General features: G+C 58.7%; 12 protein-coding genes and 2 pseudogenes. 2 read left to right on the top strand and 12 right to left on the bottom strand.

What is annotated here, in order from left to right; translation table 11 throughout:
- The 3 genes and pseudogenes from EN846_RS36090 to EN846_RS29025 form a co-directional block, all read right to left on the bottom strand.
- A partial coding sequence (locus EN846_RS36090; RefSeq protein WP_348630839.1) for an aldehyde dehydrogenase family protein occupies nucleotides 1-331 on the bottom strand: 331 nt, incomplete at its 3' end.
- Nucleotides 332-696: 365 nt separating this feature from the next.
- A pseudogene (locus EN846_RS29030) lies at nucleotides 697-1875 on the bottom strand (pitrilysin family protein); the annotation flags it as partial.
- 96 nt (nucleotides 1876-1971) lie between these two features.
- A pseudogene (locus tag EN846_RS29025) lies at nucleotides 1972-3276 on the bottom strand (pitrilysin family protein); the annotation flags it as partial.
- A 1682-nt stretch (nucleotides 3277-4958) separates the two neighbouring features.
- On the opposite strand from EN846_RS29025, the gene EN846_RS29020 reads away from it, so the two are divergent.
- A complete protein-coding gene (locus tag EN846_RS29020; protein ID WP_008874821.1) occupies nucleotides 4959-5171 on the top strand; it encodes a cold-shock protein in 213 nt (70 codons plus the stop codon).
- A gap of 222 nt (nucleotides 5172-5393) precedes the next feature.
- Here EN846_RS29020 and EN846_RS29015 read toward each other — a convergent pair whose 3' ends face one another.
- The 6 genes from EN846_RS29015 to EN846_RS35380 form a co-directional block, all read right to left on the bottom strand.
- On the bottom strand, nucleotides 5394-5864 hold the full coding sequence (locus EN846_RS29015; protein ID WP_029354830.1) for a MucR family transcriptional regulator: 471 nt from the start codon (nucleotides 5862-5864) through the stop codon (nucleotides 5394-5396).
- A gap of 466 nt (nucleotides 5865-6330) precedes the next feature.
- The gene (locus EN846_RS29010; protein WP_101918715.1) at nucleotides 6331-6864 is read right to left on the bottom strand and encodes a tetratricopeptide repeat protein; all 534 of its coding nucleotides are present in this window, start codon (nucleotides 6862-6864) and stop codon (nucleotides 6331-6333) included.
- A gap of 53 nt (nucleotides 6865-6917) precedes the next feature.
- Nucleotides 6918-8981 (bottom strand): type III secretion system export apparatus subunit SctV, encoded by a 2064-nt coding sequence (sctV, locus tag EN846_RS29005; protein WP_127282367.1) that lies wholly within the window; start codon nucleotides 8979-8981, stop codon nucleotides 6918-6920.
- 232 nt (nucleotides 8982-9213) lie between these two features.
- Nucleotides 9214-10104, bottom strand: coding sequence for an EscD/YscD/HrpQ family type III secretion system periplasmic domain-containing protein (locus EN846_RS29000; protein ID WP_029354836.1), 891 nt, complete (start codon nucleotides 10102-10104; stop codon nucleotides 9214-9216).
- A 116-nt stretch (nucleotides 10105-10220) separates the two neighbouring features.
- Entirely contained in the window at nucleotides 10221-10463 is a 243-nt protein-coding gene (locus tag EN846_RS36085) for a nodulation protein NopA (RefSeq protein ID WP_236370642.1), read from the bottom strand.
- A 72-nt stretch (nucleotides 10464-10535) separates the two neighbouring features.
- The gene (locus EN846_RS35380) at nucleotides 10536-10865 is read right to left on the bottom strand and encodes a hypothetical protein (protein WP_091595908.1); all 330 of its coding nucleotides are present in this window, start codon (nucleotides 10863-10865) and stop codon (nucleotides 10536-10538) included.
- A 1344-nt stretch (nucleotides 10866-12209) separates the two neighbouring features.
- On the opposite strand from EN846_RS35380, the gene EN846_RS28985 reads away from it, so the two are divergent.
- Nucleotides 12210-14324 (top strand): hypothetical protein, encoded by a 2115-nt coding sequence (locus EN846_RS28985; RefSeq protein ID WP_245494315.1) that lies wholly within the window; start codon nucleotides 12210-12212, stop codon nucleotides 14322-14324.
- Between the two features lie 546 nt (nucleotides 14325-14870).
- Here EN846_RS28985 and EN846_RS28980 read toward each other — a convergent pair.
- From EN846_RS28980 to sctT, 3 genes are all read right to left on the bottom strand, one after another.
- Nucleotides 14871-15674, bottom strand: coding sequence for a hypothetical protein (locus EN846_RS28980; protein WP_024505378.1), 804 nt, complete (start codon nucleotides 15672-15674; stop codon nucleotides 14871-14873).
- Nucleotides 15675-16033: 359 nt separating this feature from the next.
- A complete protein-coding gene (locus EN846_RS28975) occupies nucleotides 16034-17071 on the bottom strand; it encodes an EscU/YscU/HrcU family type III secretion system export apparatus switch protein (protein ID WP_095521255.1) in 1038 nt (345 codons plus the stop codon).
- Nucleotides 17068-17886, bottom strand: coding sequence for a type III secretion system export apparatus subunit SctT (gene sctT, locus EN846_RS28970; protein ID WP_091595845.1), 819 nt, complete (start codon nucleotides 17884-17886; stop codon nucleotides 17068-17070). Before sctT ends, EN846_RS28975 begins: the two co-directional genes overlap by 4 nt.

The following is a 17886-nucleotide window of genomic DNA, read 5'->3' as shown; positions in this document are numbered from 1 at the left end:
GATCGCCTGCATGGTCGATGATCAGCTGATGCCATCGCCAAAGAACGTCGCTACGCTCTCGGGCAGTCAACGCGGCCCATCCCGACTGCGCAACATAGGCCTTGTCTACCGCAGCACGTGTCTCCTCCACGCCCATATCGGGAAGCTCTGCCAAAACTTCGCCGGTCGACGGATTGACGACCTCGAACGTCTTATTGCCAACCGGTCTGCCGAGTGCCGGCAGGCGGTCCATGGCTCCAAACAGGTGCGGGGATTTCAGACGGCGGATCATCGGCAGGCACAGGGGCAATACCGGATTCCTCCTCAACGCAGCGAACATCCAGGTCGACAGGCCGTCGGTGTGTATTCTGCACCAGCGGGTTCGTCCTAGGGCCTCGGCAAAGCAGCTGGTAGACCAAACATACGACAACAGTTCCGTTAGTTTGAGTGCCCGCGGTTCATCAGTTGATGGATTGAGCAGCCGGATGTTTGCTTCATCCACCCGCTGCCTGCTGGTGGCGTGCGAGTGTATTCTGCAAAAGGCGGCATACATGCTGAGGAGCGCCGTTTCGGCGAGAGGCCCGCCTGGACCGCCAATGCCGCGCAAGGCCCGCGAAACGACTCCGCGGGTCTGCATGATCTGCTTGGCCCACCGGCCTCCATATTCGCTCTTCCCACGAGAAGCCCCAAGGAAGAAGGAAGGCGAGATGAGTTTCTTTACTCATCCTTGCCGCCCAGCGGCGGGCCGACCACCAAAATGGCGGGCTCGGCCGAAAGCAGCTTCTTGGCCGCCGCCTTGACCTGTTTGAGCGTCACCCGACCGATGCTGCGGGCGCGACGCTGGTTGTAGTCGACGTCGGCCTTGTGAATCTGCAAATCCAGGAGCCGGTCTGCAATCGAGCTGGTCGAGCCCAGACGGTCAATGGCATAGGTGCCGATCAGGTGCTTCTTCGCCGCCTTGAGCTCGGCCCCGGTCGGTCCTTGCTGCGCCATCTGCTTTACCACATCTCGCACGATGCTCAGCGTTTGGGCGGCGCAGTCCGAGCGTGTCTCTGTCGTAACCAGAAGCTTGTCAAGGGTCAGTTCAGAGCTGACGTGATAGGCAAGGCCGCGTTTTTCGCGCACCTCCTCGAAAAGGCGGGAAGTCATGCCCGAGCCGCCGAGGATGTCATTCATCAGCACGGTGGCGAAGTGATCCGGCGCGCTACGCTTCACGCCAGGCCAGGCCAATCGCAGCGAAGTCTGCGGCAGGTCGCAGTTCTCCTCCACCAGTTGGCCGAGCTTCGGTACGACATCGGCGACGGGGGCGAGGGTTTGTTGCTCAGGCAAGTCACCAAACAGCTGGTCGAGCCTTTCCCTCAGCGTGTTTGCATCAATGTCACCGACCACGGCAATATGGAGCCCGTCGCGAGCGAAAATCGCCTTGTGGAAGGCGAGGAGGTCGGACGGCGTGATGCCGGCCAGGCTCTCTTTTGTGCCTTCTCCCGGCCTCGAAAAAGGATGCGTGCCATAGATCGCGCGCAGCCATTTGCGCTGAGCGATTGCGTCAGGGTCGCGCTCGCTGCCGACGATGTCGGAGACAATCTCGGCGCGGACGCGATCGATCGGCCCCTGGTCGAAGCGCGGCGCGTTGAGTGCGAGCCGAAGCAGGCCGAACGCGGCGTCCTGCTGTTTGGGAAGCATGCACACCGATCCGCAGATGTAGTGTCTTTGCGCCTCCAAACCCATCTCGGCGCCGGCATCGTCGAGCTTCATCTGGAAGGCATCGCTGTCGTAATTACCGGCGCCTTCGATGAACAGGCCGGCCATCAGATTGGCCATCCCCTCCTTCCCGACCGGGTCCTGCCTGATGCCGCCGTTGAAGGCAAAGCCGATGTTGACGATTTCCACTGTGTGGTCCTCCACCAGCCAGGCGATCATGCCCTTTTCGGACTTCACCTCCTGGATGTTCATCGCAGCATGGGGCTGAGCGCCGAGCGTCATCTCTTCATTCTCCGTCTTGGGCAAGAGATAGCCCGTGGTCGAACGGTCGAACGCGAGATAGCGGGCGGCAACTGCTTTGATTTGCGCGGCGGTAACCCTGCGGATGCGAGACGGCCGTTCCTCGACATCTTTCACGGTGCCGCCGGTGGCCAGCGTCGAGCCGTATATGCAGGCGAGGTCGTCCTGGTCGTCTTCGGCAAAGATCATATCGCGCACAAAGCGCTCCTTGGCCTTGCCCAGTTCCTCGCTGCTGACACCATCCTTGGCAATGCGAGCGACTTCGGCAGCGGCCGCCGCTTCGAGATCGGCCAGCTTGGCATCGCCGCGCGGCGCGCCATAGATGGCGAACCTGGTGTCGTCGAGCATGGTGCCCTGGAAATAGGCGCAGGCGCTGGAAGCGATACCTTGCTGGACAGCGAGCGCCTGGTAGAGCCGGCTGCGGTTACCGCCGCCGAGGATTTCGGACAGCAGGTCGAGCGCTTCGGCCTCGCCCGGCTTGGCGGTATGGTAAGACGGCACCACCCACTGCGTCGAAAAACTGGGCACGCTGACGCGGGCGTCGGAGAGCGTGACGGTGCGCCTGGTGTTCTGCTCGGGCTCAACCGGCCGGATGCGCGGCGGCAGGTCGGGCCCGCGCGCCACCTTGCCATAGGTCTTCTCGGCCAGCACCTTCACCGTCTCCGGCTCGACATCGCCGGCCACGATCAGCACGGAGTTGTTGGGCCAGTAGTATTTTTCATAGAAGGCGGTGGCGTCGACGCGGTTCAGCTGCTCGATCTCCTGCATCCAGCCGATGATCGGGATGCGATAGGGCTGGTTCTGCCACAGCGTCGCGTCGATCTCCTCATGGAGCACGTCCTGCGGGTTGGTGTCGGTGCTTGAGCGGCGCTCCTCGATGACCACGTCGCGCTCGGTCTTGACGACATCGTCGGTGAGGATGAGGTTTCGCATTCGGTCGGCCTCGAAGCTCATCATCAGCTCGAGCGCCGACGGCGCCACTGTCTGATAGAAGGCGGTGTAGTCGGAGGAGGTGAAGGCATTTTGCGAGCCGCCGATCTCGAACACTGCGCGGTCGAATTCGCCGGCCGCATGGTTGGTCGTCGCCTTGAACATCAGATGCTCGAAAAAATGGGCAATGCCGGATTTGCCCGGCGGCTCGTCGGCGCTGCCGATCTTGTACCACACCATGTGGCTGACGATCGGCGCCCGGTGGTTGGGAATGACGACCACCTCCATGCCGTTGTCGAGCACGAAATCCGTCGCCTTGCCGTCCTCCCATGCGACGGGGACCGGAGCCGTCCTCGCGCCGCCCAACTCGGTCGCAACGGACGTCCTGCGAAGCCCGTGAGTGCGGGGCTTGCTTCTGATAGGGAGAGTGGGATTATGGGCTGGGTTCCTGGCAAAGTGATTTGTTCCTCATTTTGAAGGCTCTATGTCTCCCGACGCCTATTGGGAGAAAGTGGATCGGCACGCGACGCCGAGCCAGATGAGCCGTCAGCGTGTTGCCGGGCCTGACGCGGGCCTCATCTTTGGATGCGTCCGGGGAACGTTCGGCAGTATTTTGGTGGGGCCATGGGAAGTCTGCTCGTTATCCATTGGGTGTTTGCGGATACCTGAGCATGCGCCGTGCCAAGTAAGAAAGCCCCGATTTGCAAGGTTTGATCCAACCTTGATACTTGCGATATCCGACATTGTCGGGCATCCGACAGAAAGCGCCTTTCGCCGGCGCGCCGGCTACGGCGCTCGCCTCCTCCGGCGTGACGACGATCCTTTGGCGGGCGCCGCGCACACCGATCTGCCCGCCTATCAGCACCGCGACATCGAAGGACAACGCGATCGTGAATGATGGGTCTTACGCAAACATGCAGCAGTGCCACCGCCATCAGGACTTCATCCGCCCCTCAAAGCCCCGAGCGCGAGGGGACGACGTGTAAGGCAACATGTCATCCTCGACAATGATGCCGCGCATAAAGAGGTAAGGTCCCTCGTCGTACCGGCGAGCCCCTTCGCTGGGTTCGCCGAGGGTCTGGTTTGCGAACGTCGACCGACAGCATCACGCATGGGCGGCCGGATCGATAGACAAGCATTGACCGTGCCACCAGCGCATTGAGGGCAGCGCAGAGTCCAATTGGCCTGTGCCAGCCGGTATGTTGGAGCTTCAAGTGTGGCCAGCCAAGCGGGCTGAGGCCATGGAACTCCTGATATCCTGGACAGTCCAGATTGCAACGCACGACGCCTTTGGTCATCGCCCGAACGTTCATTGACGCTCAGCGAAGCTTGCGTCATCCGGACGATCTGGGAAAAGCTTGGCGGGGCCGGCGCCTTCCCAGGCGCACGGGACGCGCGACGACCCATGTGGACCTTGGATTTCACTCCGCACCTACGCTGCTTTGGCCTTGTCAGCAGCCTGGGCGGCATAGCTGAGTCCCGCCCTTGCTCAATCTGCCAAACCATCTCGCTCACAAGCGATCGGGTGGTTTGTGCCGTCTGAACGCGCATTGTCAACTTGCCGACAGTCTGGGGTTCCGAACCCGACAGTTGATTCAAACCGACAATGGCCCGCCTCAGAAGCAGGCAACCGCGCTTCGTAGCAGGCCGAAGCTAATCGAGGTTCGCGGGTCTCGGTTTGAGTGTGCAGTGTCGCTGCGCGCCTGATCTTTCGGTCTGATGACAAAAACATCGTCATTTTGGCCGACGATATCGGTCAGGAGCGGGTATTGCGGTCGAGCAGCGACCCAAGCACGTCCACAAGATGTGCCGAGTTTGCAGGGTTGGGTCATTGTTTCTGTCGACGTTTGAGCGACAGCGCACGACGAAACGTCTGGCATACGCCTCGTCTGGCACGCGCCTCGCATGTGTGGCAGGTGCTGCTGGAGATCAGGCGGTCGAGTGGGCCTTGCAATTTTCCGATTTTGCTGCGCCTAAAGTCTCGTGTACAAATCAGGCTGGCGTGAATGGCCTGCCTAAGTTGCGACTTGTTACAAAGGAATGGATATATGGCGACTGGAACGGTGAAGTGGTTCAACAGCACCAAGGGTTTTGGTTTTATTCAGCCCGACAACGGCGGTCAGGATGTCTTTGTCCACATTTCCGCTGTTGAACGAGCGGGCCTGTCGACCCTTAATGAGGGCCAGAAGATAAACTACGAGGTCGAACAGGATCGCCGCACCGGCAAGTCCTCTGCAGGCAGCCTCAGCAAGGCTGGCTAACGCGTGCGGCAAGGATGCGGCATACTCCGAACGCATTGACCGGCTCGAAACCCGGCCGGAGCATGCAACCAGGTAATGCCGCGGCAGCGATTGCTGGAGCCGTCGCGAATTCCTCTGGAATGAGGCTCTTGGACGGGAAAGGCGGGGCTCGTCCCCGCCTTTTGATTCCGCGCAGATTGGGCCTACGGCTGCCGCGCGTCCCGAACGACTGTTGATACGGATTTAGGCTGCGACCTTTTTGCGGGTCCGTTTCGCCGGCGCCGGCACCGGGGCTTCCGGCTCTTTCGGTTTGCGGCCGAGTCCGATGGTCTTGGCCAAGGCGGAGCGCGTAGCGGCGTAATTCGGCGCCACCATCGGATAATCCGACGGCAGACCCCATTTGGCGCGATATTCGTCCGGGGTCAGACCATAGTGCGTCGACAGATGGCGCTTTAGCGATTTGAATTTCTTGCCGTCTTCAAGGCTAATGATGTAGTCCGGTTCGATCGACTTTTTGATCGGGACAGCAGGTTTTTTCACAGGCACAGGCTCTTCTGCCGGTATTAGTCCGGCCGTGCCTTTTAGAGCCCCGTGCACTTGGGCGATCAGGGCAGGAAGCTCCCCCGCCGGGACGGGGTTGTTGGAGACGTAGGCTGATACAACATCGGCAGTGAGCTCGATGAGGATGTCGGTGTTGTGGGCTTCTTCTGTCATAAACTTCTCCGGGCAGCTTGAAACACAGTCGGGCGAAGTGTCGCTACATAGTGGCGGTTGACGCTGAAAGCAAATGGATCGACGGGTGCGCTGCTCCCCACCATTGAAGTCTCGGGGAAGTATCCCGTCATCGTCCATCGGCCTAGAGGCAGCGTATTGCATTATGGGAGCGGTCGCGCCTGCCCCAAGTTAGAGGCAGGCATTCGCGCGTGAATTAATCAAATCCATCCTGAGCGTATCTCGCGTGGCAACCACGAAGGCGCTCTGGCAACGAAGCGAGGCGGATGGCCTTGCGGGTGGCCGAGAGATGTCATCCGGCTCTCCTGCCGACCTCTGCCGGCCAGATCTGGAGCAACAGCTTTGCGCAGATATGGCTCTCTTCAGAGGCCATCTATGATGGGAGCCGAGCGCGTCTCGAGCCGGGGAATAGGCTGCACATGCGCTGTGCCCACCTATTGCGATCGTGCTAACCTTGGCTGTTCGGACTTGCCGTTAAGGCAAGCGACAGATTGAAGTTATGCTGCACCATCTGATTCCCTGGCTCGGTTTCGAGAGCTCGCCGATACAGGGCCTGTGCCGCGTCATGCCGCCCCTCAATGTCCAAGATCACGCCCTTCGCATTCAATGCACGTACGTTTGCTGGGGCTGCAACCAAGACGCTGTCGAGCACCTCAACCGCTTCGTGCGGGCGCTTCTGGGCCACCAAGGCTTTTGTAAGCCGTATCGCCGCATCAACATTGTCCGGGTGCTGCTTCACCTCATCCCGCAAAGCCCGCTCTTGAACATCCTGACCAACTTCGCGCAAAATGCGTTCGCGCATAGCCGGATCGATTTGATCGGCGCTGAGCAACTCTGGGGAAGATGTCTCCTGCACGGAAAGAGCGGGCTTTTGCCAGCTGGCGCAACCGCCCAAAGGCAGAATGGCGAGTACGGCAAAAAGAAGTGAGCTCCGGCGCAGAAACATAGGCGATGGAGAAACTGTATTTCTAACAAATTTCATATTATCTCTCGGTTATCAGGGAGGCGGGTCGCGTTCAGTTAGGAAAGGTGGAACTACTCTAACAATCCGCTGTTCGATCCGTGCGGGAGTTTGACGGATCCTGCCGGGCGAATTGTAAAGTCGGAGGCGAGGTTTTGATAAGACAGCACGGCGAGATCGATCCCGTTTCGCGTCAGAAAGCCGCGGACGAAACGTCGGACATCCATTGACGTCAACAGAATAGGGCGGGTTTGACCCGGTTCTGTGTTCGAAAGGACCTGACGTATCTGTGATAGCATCGCTTCGCTTTGCCGATCCTCCAGTGCGAGATAGGGGCCTGCATCCGAATCTCGAACCGCGCCACGCATCACATCCTCGCTCTCGCGTTCGACGACCAGGGCGGACACGATGCCCTCGGTGTTGGCATAGCGGTGGCAGATCTGTCGCTTCAAACCAGAACGGACATATTCCGTCAGCAGGGCAACGTTTTGCTCACGCTCGCTCCATTCGGCCAATGCCTCCAACACGAGACGGGTGTGGCGGATTGGGATACCTTCCTCCAGGAGGCGGCGCAGAACATCGGCAATCCGAGGAATCGGCGTCGTGCGCAGCACCTCTTTCACAAGATCAGAATATTCCTGCTCCATTCGGCCCAGGAAATGTCGGGTCTCTTGGATGCCCACCAATCGCGGTGCGTAGCGGGTCAACGTTGCATGGACGCGCAAGGCGAGGAGTTCGCCGGGAGCCCAATGCTCCGTGCCGGCGCCCGTAAGGGCCTGTGCAGGGGTATGTTCGACCGGGAGTCTGTCCGTTTTCGGCTCACGCCTAAGGGGGATACCGCTCGAGTCGACGTGCGCTACATCGGCTCGGAGCGTCATCTGGCTTGGATCTATCGCGTCCTGTTCGACTGGCACGCCCTCGACATCTATCCGGAATTGCGATGTAGGCAGCTGCTCGTCAACCAAGACAGGGATGCGGGGAACGATAATGCCCAGATCGGCTGTGACCAGGAGCGAAACGCGCCCAATATGTTTTTGCAATTCGGCTTGATCGATCGCCTGCATAAGATTTGGCGCTAAAAAAAATGCGATCGGGAATTCCTTCGCAGGCGCGGCTTGCTTAGGCTCCGCTGCAGTTCCATCTTTCGCATCGGCAGTGCCGGCGCCCAGCACATCAGCCTTGACAATGCTTACCGCAGCGAACACTGCGGCCAGCATCAGAAAGACGGGGAGGGGAAACCCAGGAACGAACCCCATCACGACCAGGACGCCGGCCGCCAGCCGCAAGGCTCGAGTACTGGCCGTGAGCTGACTGACCATTTCGGTACCGAGGTTGATCCTCGCCGTCCCAGTCACACGGGTGACGATGGTCGCCGCAGTAATGGAGAGCAGAAGGGCCGGAATCTGCGATATCAATGCATCGCCTATCGTCAGCAGAGTATAGTGATGCAGCACCTCGCCGAAGGACATGCCCTTGGAGAGCAGACCGATCGAAATTCCACCCAGCATGTTGATGCAGATAACCACCAGCCCGGCGATGGAATCGCCCTTCACAAATTTCATCGCGCCGTCCATCGCGCCATATAGTTGGCTTTCCTTCTCCAATTCGGCGCGCCGCCGGCGGGATTCGTTGGCATCGATGTGGCCGTTGCGTAGCTCTGCGTCGACCGCCATTTGCTTGCCCGGCAGAGCATCCAGCGTGAAACGCGCCGCCACTTCTGCCACCCGTTCGGCACCCTTCGCGAGGACCATGAATTGCACCATGGTGACGACCAGAAATATGACGAAACCCACCACGATATTGCCTGAGATGACGAAATCGCCAAAGGTATGAATAATGCTGCCGGCCTCCCCCTCGGCCAGGATCAGTCGCGTCGTTGCGACCGTCAGCGCGAGACGGAATACAGTGGAAATCAAAATAACGCCGGGCAAAGAGGAAAAATCAAGTGGAGTACTGACATACAGGGCAACCATCATCAGCAGTATGGCCAACCCCATATTGAATCCTATCAGTGCGTCGACCACCACGACCGGGATAGGCATGACCATCATCGCGACAGCCAGAAGCAGCATCAACGCAACCATTAAATCCGGGCTGGCCGGCGCACGCTTGATGAAGTCACGCAGGACGTTGGCCATCGAGACACCTTTGCAATCGGTTGAGACTTACTCTGCTGTTACGCCCTGAAACGTAGCTTTCGAACTCCGAAGGCGCCTCGGCCTTGGCCAGCGCGTGACCCTGCATGAGAGCCACAAACAGGCGCGAAATGGCTGGGCAGCAAATGTTTCCAACGCAGCCAGCTTGTCAGCACCGAGCGCGACAGGATGTTTGGCTGGCCATAGAGTGCTGCTTGATGGGGCCTGCGAGCTTTCAATATGGGAGAGCAGCAATGCGGCCATTCCTGCTCAGCAGCACACGGCTGTCCTCAATACGATCGACTACCCATCCATCAGCCAAAATGGCCCCGACAAAATACTTCTCGCTGTCGATGACAAGATACGGTTGGGCCCCATGCCACACAGCTTCGACCGCGATTGCGGATGGCGCCTTCTCCTCTTTGATGAGCACTCCGTTCACCAGTGTTAGAGTACCCTTGGTGCGACGATCGAACGATTGCTGAAGCTTCTGCCAGCTGATGACCGATTCAGACGTGACGGTGCCCTCGGCGGTCACAACACCCTTTGCGGAGCCAATCTTGACGTCGAGAAGACCCGCTCGATCGACTTCCTCCTGCAGCTCTTTGGCCGCTGCCCCCGTAAGTTCATTGTCAGCGCGGTGACTGATCGTTCTGGACGCGACTTCAGCCCGAAGTGAATTGGGGCTCGATCCACTTGCATTGCCAAGATAGGAGAACATGCCCGAAAGCGCGCCGATCCCGAGTGAGCTGATTATGACCATGGCGAGCACACCGATCGGTAGGCGCGGTATGCCGGTCGAACCAGGCGGCTCTGCATCCTGCACGGACCAAGCAATGGACATCTCGCCTACGAGCAGGACGGCAGGAAGGGGCACAACAACGGACTGGCCTGCGGCGATATTCCGGTTGCCCTCGATACTGAGTCCGGGTGCAAGCGCCTCGAGTTCGATCGACTTGCCAAGAAGAGTTACACGAAGATGATGCGGTGCCAGTCCTTGCTCGACAAAGACCAAATCGGCATCGAAGCCGCTGCCGATTAAACACGTTTGAAGATCCGTCTTGCCGGTCAGTCCGCAATAGAGCCCCGAAAGCACTTCGAAACGGAGGGAAACGGCGTCATCCACAGAGCATCTCTCAAACAGGATAGAAGCCGCACGGCAATTGCCATGCGGCTCATTTCGGGACTACGTCGCGTCAATAAGGAGACGCGCTAGGGGCAGTCTAAAAGCCGCTTCCGACATTACGAAACGCGTTCGTCGGCGGCCTTCTTGATGGTCTGGAGATTGGTCGTTAGAGTGCGCAACTGGACACTCCTTTTCGTCGCCTCCAAGCTAACATTGGTTAGTTCTTGCACTTGCGCCTGAAAAGCAGTAGCATCAGCTCCGCTTGTATTGCCGGGAGTGCTACCGGTAGTTTTATCGGTGTTGCCAGTGCTATTGGTGTTGGTATTGCCTGATTTTTTATTATTATCAACTGCAGCCATGATCATTCCTTTTTCTGTTGGAGTTGTGCCGTCAATAACGGCCTGTATGACCTCACGCCGGATTTTCCCGCGTCAGGCATCTTCTGTGTCATCCAAAGCTTCATCGGCCTCAGCCATCGCATCGTTCGCGAATTGGAACGCGAACGATCGCAGGATACTTTGGAAGGCTTCACTTTGTGCTGCAGACTGTGAGTTGTCTTGAAGTTGATCATTTGAAACGGTCCGGTTATCCGCCCGATCGTTCCCGCCAGCTGGCTTGCCATCATTCCCACCAGCTGGCTTGCCATCATTGCCACCAGCCGGCTTGCCATCACCAGAATGCTCGGATTTCGAATCCCCATGGCCCTTTCGGATCAAGGAAGTCCCGAGGTTGCCAACTCCACTCCCAATTGCTGCTATCATCAGGTACTCCGGCATTTGCCATTGGCGGCGACGTGTTAAAGGTTAACCTCGATCAAGCTAAGGGCGGGAGCTTTCGAGAACCTGACGGCTTTTGACAAAAACCGGCCAGCGCAAAAACGTATGCTCTGCAGGATGTTGCTCTCGCATCGAACAGTCGACCACGATCTCGGCTGTTCGGCCAATCCCGCCGTCCACGCATGCCGCGACCGAATGGCAGCCGCAGCAGCTCGTTTGCATCCTCGATGCTGTGGTGTCGAACAGGAGACACGGTCCACGTGCTGCATGACCGCAATGACCGTATTCTTGCTGGCTCCACGGGCGCACGCAACGAGCAGGAACTCGGTCTTTGCATCACCATTCTCTCGCCTGCACATCACGGCCCGGCGCGGTGAGCTCATTGGCTTCGAGAAGGTCGGCGACCGTACGAACATGGGATGGTCTGCCGGCTTTGGGAGGCCGGTGCGGATCCTCTTCTCACCATATCGAAAGCTTGAAGCGGTCGGATTTTCTTGCCCTGTTCGTGAGAACTCCCATCGTCAGCTAATCGTCAGCCAAGCGGTCTATCTAGGCCGGCCGTGCCTGACCTTCGGATCCAAAGGTCCCGTCTCGACACTTTTTGTAACTATAGATCGAAATGGTTTCCCGCGCGATACGCAACGCACACGCTTCTCTGAAGCAAATGTGTGACTTTGTCGGTGGCGAACGAGAGGAGTGACGCCTCAATAAAATCGTCAGGCACGTGTCTAGGAAGGGGAGCTAGCCGAGTTGGTCTGATTTCATTCGCTGTTCCTGGAAATCGGCGGACTGAAGCGCTGATAATCTCAGGACATCGATATGCGAAAGTCCTGTGAGCTCGGGCCAATCTTGGCCTGCTACTGAGAAGCACTTTGGCGGGAACATTACGCCGTCGCGGGTCTGGCTGACCGTGACGTTAACCGAAAGATGCCGCTGGTCTCGTCAGCCGCCAGCACAATAGCAGCACATTCTCGCCTACTACGGAGACGCAATATGAAGGGCATTGGCCGACCACGGAAATCGCAGGCTGAAACTGGAGCCAGCCGCGCGGGGCGGGCGAGCAGTTCCCTTTCGCAATCAAGTCTTGCTGCGGGAGAAGGTGGACAGTCATTCGATTCCGTTGTGGAGCAGATGCGCTCTGGGGACGCCGATAGGAGGCCCTCCTCCCTTCCAGTTGCGCGCGGTCCAGGCGATGCCCGCGAAAGTCTGCCAGGCGCCTCGATTGGCGAAGATCAAATCCTGAACGCACCGCCACGTGGAGCCGCTGCGCCACCACGCGGAACCGTAGCGCCACGTGGCGCAGCCGCAAGGCGGCGCGGTTCTCCCTCCATGTCTGAGGGCGAAGCCATGGCGCCGGTCGGTAGCCAACTATCAACCGCGCAGGTGGAAGGCACCAGCTCATCGTCAAATGAAGATATCAGTCCGACACAGCTCAGAATGAACAGTCTTGTTCAACAACTGACTGATTGCGAGGCTGCGGCCAGGAAAACCGACGTCCCCGAGGAGGCGGTGGAGCTGATCAGTCGGGTCGTCGATGCAGCCTCAGCAATTCTGGAGTACCGCGCTAGCCTGCCTGCGGCTGAGGCGCAGACAATTATGCCAGACGACAAGGTGCGTAGATGTTGCCAGATCGTGTGCGACGCCGCGAATGAAGTAGACAAACTTGGCCTGTCGACGATCACGAAATTGGACAAAAAGACCAAGAAAGCGGCAGGTATGGTCGATAAACTCTACTCCTACTCCCAGGCGGACCGGCAGGAGCTGTTGATTTTAAATGTGGAGAACCACCATACGGCGGCAATTAAGTGGTGGGAAAAAAAGGCATGGCGCTCCGAACGGCAGCGATCCGCCTGCGCTGCCACCGCTAGCCTATCCAGTGGAACGCCCGTGATGCGGGAAGCCGAGCGGTGCGCACTGCGGCTGCGTGCCGGCTCGGTACTGAGTGTCAGGATCTGGCTGGTCCGTGAGCGGATCGGTCTTGCGCGGGCCAAGATTGAACTGCGGGCGAGCAGGTTCGAGCCAGATTTGAAGGAACTCCTCGTCGGTCGAAATGGAGTGGTGCAGCTGATGGCAAGCGCCGTTCAAGAAGCTCTTCGCGCCCTCTCTTTGGCGAAGGGCATAATGGATGATGGCAAAGCACTCAACGCTCATGATTGCGCGGTTGTAGAAAAGATCATGGAGCGGCTTTCGGATTTTGGATTGGCGTTGCACGAGGTGCATACCAAGCTAAGCCATACCTACCCAGATGCCGGCCTCCCATTGAAACTGTTCGAACGGATCGTGGACGATGCATGGATCACTGCGCACGATGCCATGCACTTGTTGAACCTGCAGTCTCCGCCGTCAGCCATCATGGCGCCACAGGCCCAGGCGGGCGCTGCGATGCCGGCCAGGGCAGGCGCTGCGATACCGGCTGACACTGCTGGTACGGCTGCAGTGTCAGAAGGCACTACAGGGCGAAGGAAAGGGAAGTCAAAGCATAAGTCGGCAGCTCGCGCCGGGACTTCTGCCGCCGGGCAGCCATCAACACCAGTCGCTGCGAACGCCGGCACAGTGCCAGCAGCCAAGGTTCTCGCGCGCTCGGATCAAGTTGCGAGTACACAGGTGAGAGCGCAAGAGGTGGCTGCGAGTTCGTCGGGGGCAGGCTCGACAATCGGGGGCGCCGCGTTGTCAATGGAGGTATTGACGGAGCGGCTCAAACGATTGGACGAACTTTTGCAGTTCGATCTGGCCGGTCAGCAAAGCGTCGTCTCCCAAGTGCGCCAGATGAAGCCTGAGGAGGCCGGTAAGGTCGTGGACGATGTGGCCCAGTACCTGCGAGCCCAGGCCATTGAGATGCAAACCTGTCTCGCCGGGTTGCAGGGGCGTAATGTACGCCTGCTACTCACCTCCACCCAGCTACCCAAAGTGCACGAACGCACAGACCAGCTCAAAGGGTTGCTGAACATGGTGCTGGGACAGGCCAACGCACTGAATGAAGGAAAAGCCGGCATTACGACTGATTGCATGAAGGCCTACGCATTTCCGGCGCAAAAATACCTGGAACATTTGTGCAATGCCGACGAATTGATGCCGCCGGAGGCACCGGTCGCGCTGCGTGGCGAGCCAGGAAAGCTGTTTGAGATGAAGCTGCAGCCCAAGATGCTGGTCAATGGTGGGATGCCGAGCCCGATGTGGGTGCACATCCACACGAGTCGCCCCGTCATGGCCAGAAACTTGGAAGGGCTGGCTGATTCCGAATTCACCGCTTGCCACGTTAAATCCAACGAACAGCGCGGCTACAATCGAGAGCGAGAGGAAGCCGATGCTAGGTCCGGTCGCGAGAAGGTCATAATTCATCGCGGCAAACTCACCCCCGCTTTCTGTAAGTCCTTGTTGACCTCGGGGCTTGGCCGCCAACCACGCCATTCGCGTGCCGAGCTCCCGTCGGCGCAGGCTGCATGACAGGGCACGTACTTTGGGGTCTAGGGCAGAATGCGGCCGGCCACGCTGTGAGTCAGCGAGCATTTCTCCTGGCCAAACCGCGAATGCCGCTGCGCGAGTTGCGGTCCGGCGATTGGAGTCGATCGGCTACCGTCAGGGCCGATTTGCGATGTCGCGTTACCTGCTGTTGACGTGGCGGCGTATCTTGCCTCCCATCCAACTTATCGCCGAGATCGCGCCGCCAAGATCGAGGCGGAAGGTCTTCCTGCGAGCGCGGAGCAGGCATAGCCGATCCGATCGGGATCGGCGCATTGCAACGACCCAACGGTGTGGTGGAGAAAATTGGATTCGGGAGAGCTCGTATCCAAGAGGCGGAGTTCCGGCCCGAATACAATCCGCTCGCCCGCTGCACCCACGATGCGCATCCGCAGTTTATTGTCTGGGAGATGGGCTGGATTGCTCGGCGGCGCTGGCGCTAAGGCGGGGCTGATCGCCGGACAATCAGCATTCACTGCCAACAGCCTTGCAACCGTCACCAGTTGCAAGGCTCGGCGGCGGGTCGACAAATCACATGAAATCGTCGTCGGACCCGCTATCGCTGCTGTCGCTGTCCTCGGTTTTGTGGAGATAGAGTGGAGGTTTGCCTGCACGCTGCCACTCACCGGCACTGTTCTTCGTCCATTTGTCGGGATGCTGCGTAGGGTCAAGCACCAGGTCGCCATGATCCACTTCAACAAACCCCATCGTCTGCGCGCGCGCTTGTGCTTCCGGATTAGCCGCACGCCAATTCAGCAACGGTCGGTCGCCGTCTATCCGAAGTTGATGCTCCAGCAGAATATCGCCCGCATTTTCGACGAGCGGATGGGCGACTTGAAGATCCACTATGGAAGTGACCTCAGTTCGACCAGGAAATTGTTCCCGCCAACTTTCCGATTCGAACTCGTTCATGCTGAATCCGCCTTCCATTCTCAGCAGTCCGGCACTCCGGTCTCCCAATTGGTAACTGAAATATCGCGCGTGCTCCGTATCTCGACGGATGCCATATTGCTGAGCAACGTCCGCGGTGCGCCTGGCTCGTGACGATACGAACTCCGAATACTCTTGAGGATTGTCGGCGATGTGCGTGATTTCATCACCATGAAATTGCCTCACCTGTCTCCTGAAGGAAGTCCTGTTGATCTCCACCACAGGAGGTCGGGAATTGAGGGAGTATGCTTGGGGAGCCGCCGATGATGAGGCGCCGCTACCTTCCGATCCGGATAAGTGCATTCGGGCAAATGTGTCCGCGAACCCTTCGCTTCCTGCATCCGATTGCTCGCCGGCATTATGCGCGCGGTAACTATCGGATGAGCCACCAATTCGACCATACATGACGATTCGTACTCCTATGTTTCGCAACCGAGCTCAAGTTAGCACGGCTGTTCAACATAGGTCGCTTAGTTGACGACTAGCTGACGAGGGCATTCCAACGGCTGCACGAATCAAATCCGCACTGCCGGCCTCAAAACCTCGGACTGCGCCACGCACCGGCCAGCAGAGGCTGCAAGGTCATGCCGGAGGACTTGCCGTAGTTGCTGGGTGGCAGATCCGAGGGGAGTGATTGCCCCAGGCCCGCGGTTGCGCGGTTGGCCTGACAGAGACACTGGGGCACGGATGGCCAGCCGACATTTGCCACTAGCTAGCATGGAGCCAGGTCAGTTTTGAACTGGGCAGTCGTGGACTTCCAATGACTAGGCCAAGCCTGCGGCAAAGAGTGCTTTCGCGACAGGCTGGAAATATTGCATAGGAACGGCGTTGCCGAGTTTTGTAGTGCTTATCAGCTGACGTGCTAAGACATGGTCATGGACGATCGTCAGGCGTAGTGCCCGCGCCTCACTCAACACATGTGAAACGCGCTCACCTTCGGCACGGCAAACTAAGAACGGCACCCCGGTTTCACCGCGAACGTAACGCAGACCGATCAGGACCGCCCTTCCTGTTAAGACCAGCGTGGCGCGATGCACGCCAAGCGCAGGCTCGTCGGCCGCCTCCTCGCGGATGCGACGCTGTTCACCTTTCAACTCTGGCGCTCCTTGCTGATCCTTCGACTCGCGCGTCACTTCGGTATTGGTCATGCGCATTTCGCGCAGATACAACGCGCGCTGGAGCAGGAGATCGATCAGTCCGCCGACCAGCAGTGCGCCGGCGCCAATTCCCATCAGCAATTTTGTCTCCATAAAGATGAGGCCAACACAGCCCATGCCGCAGATCGGCAGAGGGACCATTGTCTTCCACATCCCGAGAAGGACAATGGAAAAGGTTGCGCTGAGAACCAATACCTTGAACATGGTCTTGCAGACTTCGACCATGGAACGAGCAGACCCCAAGCGCTTCAGCCCTTCAAAGGGGTCAATTTTCTTAAAGCTGAGCTTCATCGGCTCCAGAGAGAAGACAAATCCACCATTGGCTAGCAGGCTGGCCAAAATCACCGCGGCGACGAGGGTTCCAAGCAGCGGGCCAACAGCCGCGACGGTGAGTTGGACGAGCACAACCAATGCCTGCGGCACCGCGGTATCGAAAGGTAGGCTCTGCAACTTGGTGGCTAATAGGAGCGCTTCCCGGCATTTGTCCTCGATCACGCTGCCTCTTAGCCAAAGGTAGCCGAGCCCAGCGCAAGTCCCGACCGCGCGGACGAAATCGGAGCTACGTGGCAGCTGTCCTTTTTTGCGCGCTTCACTTAACTTCTTCGGGCTGGCGGCGTGTGTCTTCTCTTCACTTGTGTCGCTCATGGCAGCAATTTGTCGAACCACTCCAGCGCGCCGTTGGCTTGTGTGACCTCCAGTTTCATGCTCTCCACCAGATAGGCAGCGTAGGTGACCATGAGAACTGGAAAGACAATGTTCTTGATTGCCGGAGACAGTTGGCTCGCCTTAAATTGCGGGGCAAAGCGACGCAGCAGCATCATCGATATATCAATCAGTATCAGGAAGAACACGACAGGCCCCGATACCAATAATGCCGTGCGCATTATGCGGTCGAGAAGCCCCAACAACTCCATTGCTCCTGGCCCGCTCAGTGTCGGGTGAAACTGATACACCGGCCAGATCAAGTAGCTGCGGTACAGGACACTGATCAAAGTTTCCAGGCCTCCTGATCCGACGAATATGGCAATCGCAGTGATCCCCAGAAAAACGCCCATCGCGGAAGCCTGACTGTTCGTCGCGGGATCGGCCGAAGCGGTCGGGCTGCTGATGCCGCGTTGGTTGTCGATAAGCTCCCCGGCAGCCTGAAGGCCCCAAAGCGGAATGCCAAGAAAAGTGCCAAGGAGTACACCGACAAAAACTTCCTTGAATCCGAGCAGGGTTAGCTGGATCAGGCGTGTATCAGAATCCAGCGCCGGCAATCCGCCGCTGACGTGTGCCAGGCATGGTAGTGCGAAGCCAACAGCCAAACAGCCCCGGATCAGCCCACTGATCTGCGAGCGTGTGAATACGGGAAAGATCAGCATGATGCCCATCGCGCGGGCTGCCCCAAGACCTGCCGCAACGACGAGTTCGAGAGCCGTCTGGATCAGAATTTGAATATCGGCCGATGGCGCGTCCAT

Source organism: Mesorhizobium sp. M4B.F.Ca.ET.203.01.1.1 (assembly GCF_004791025.1).
In the GTDB taxonomy this organism is placed as follows: Bacteria; Pseudomonadota; Alphaproteobacteria; order Rhizobiales; family Rhizobiaceae; genus Mesorhizobium; species Mesorhizobium abyssinicae.
The sequence above is the reverse complement of the archived record's forward strand: the minus strand, read 5'-3'. Positions and strand labels throughout refer to the sequence as shown.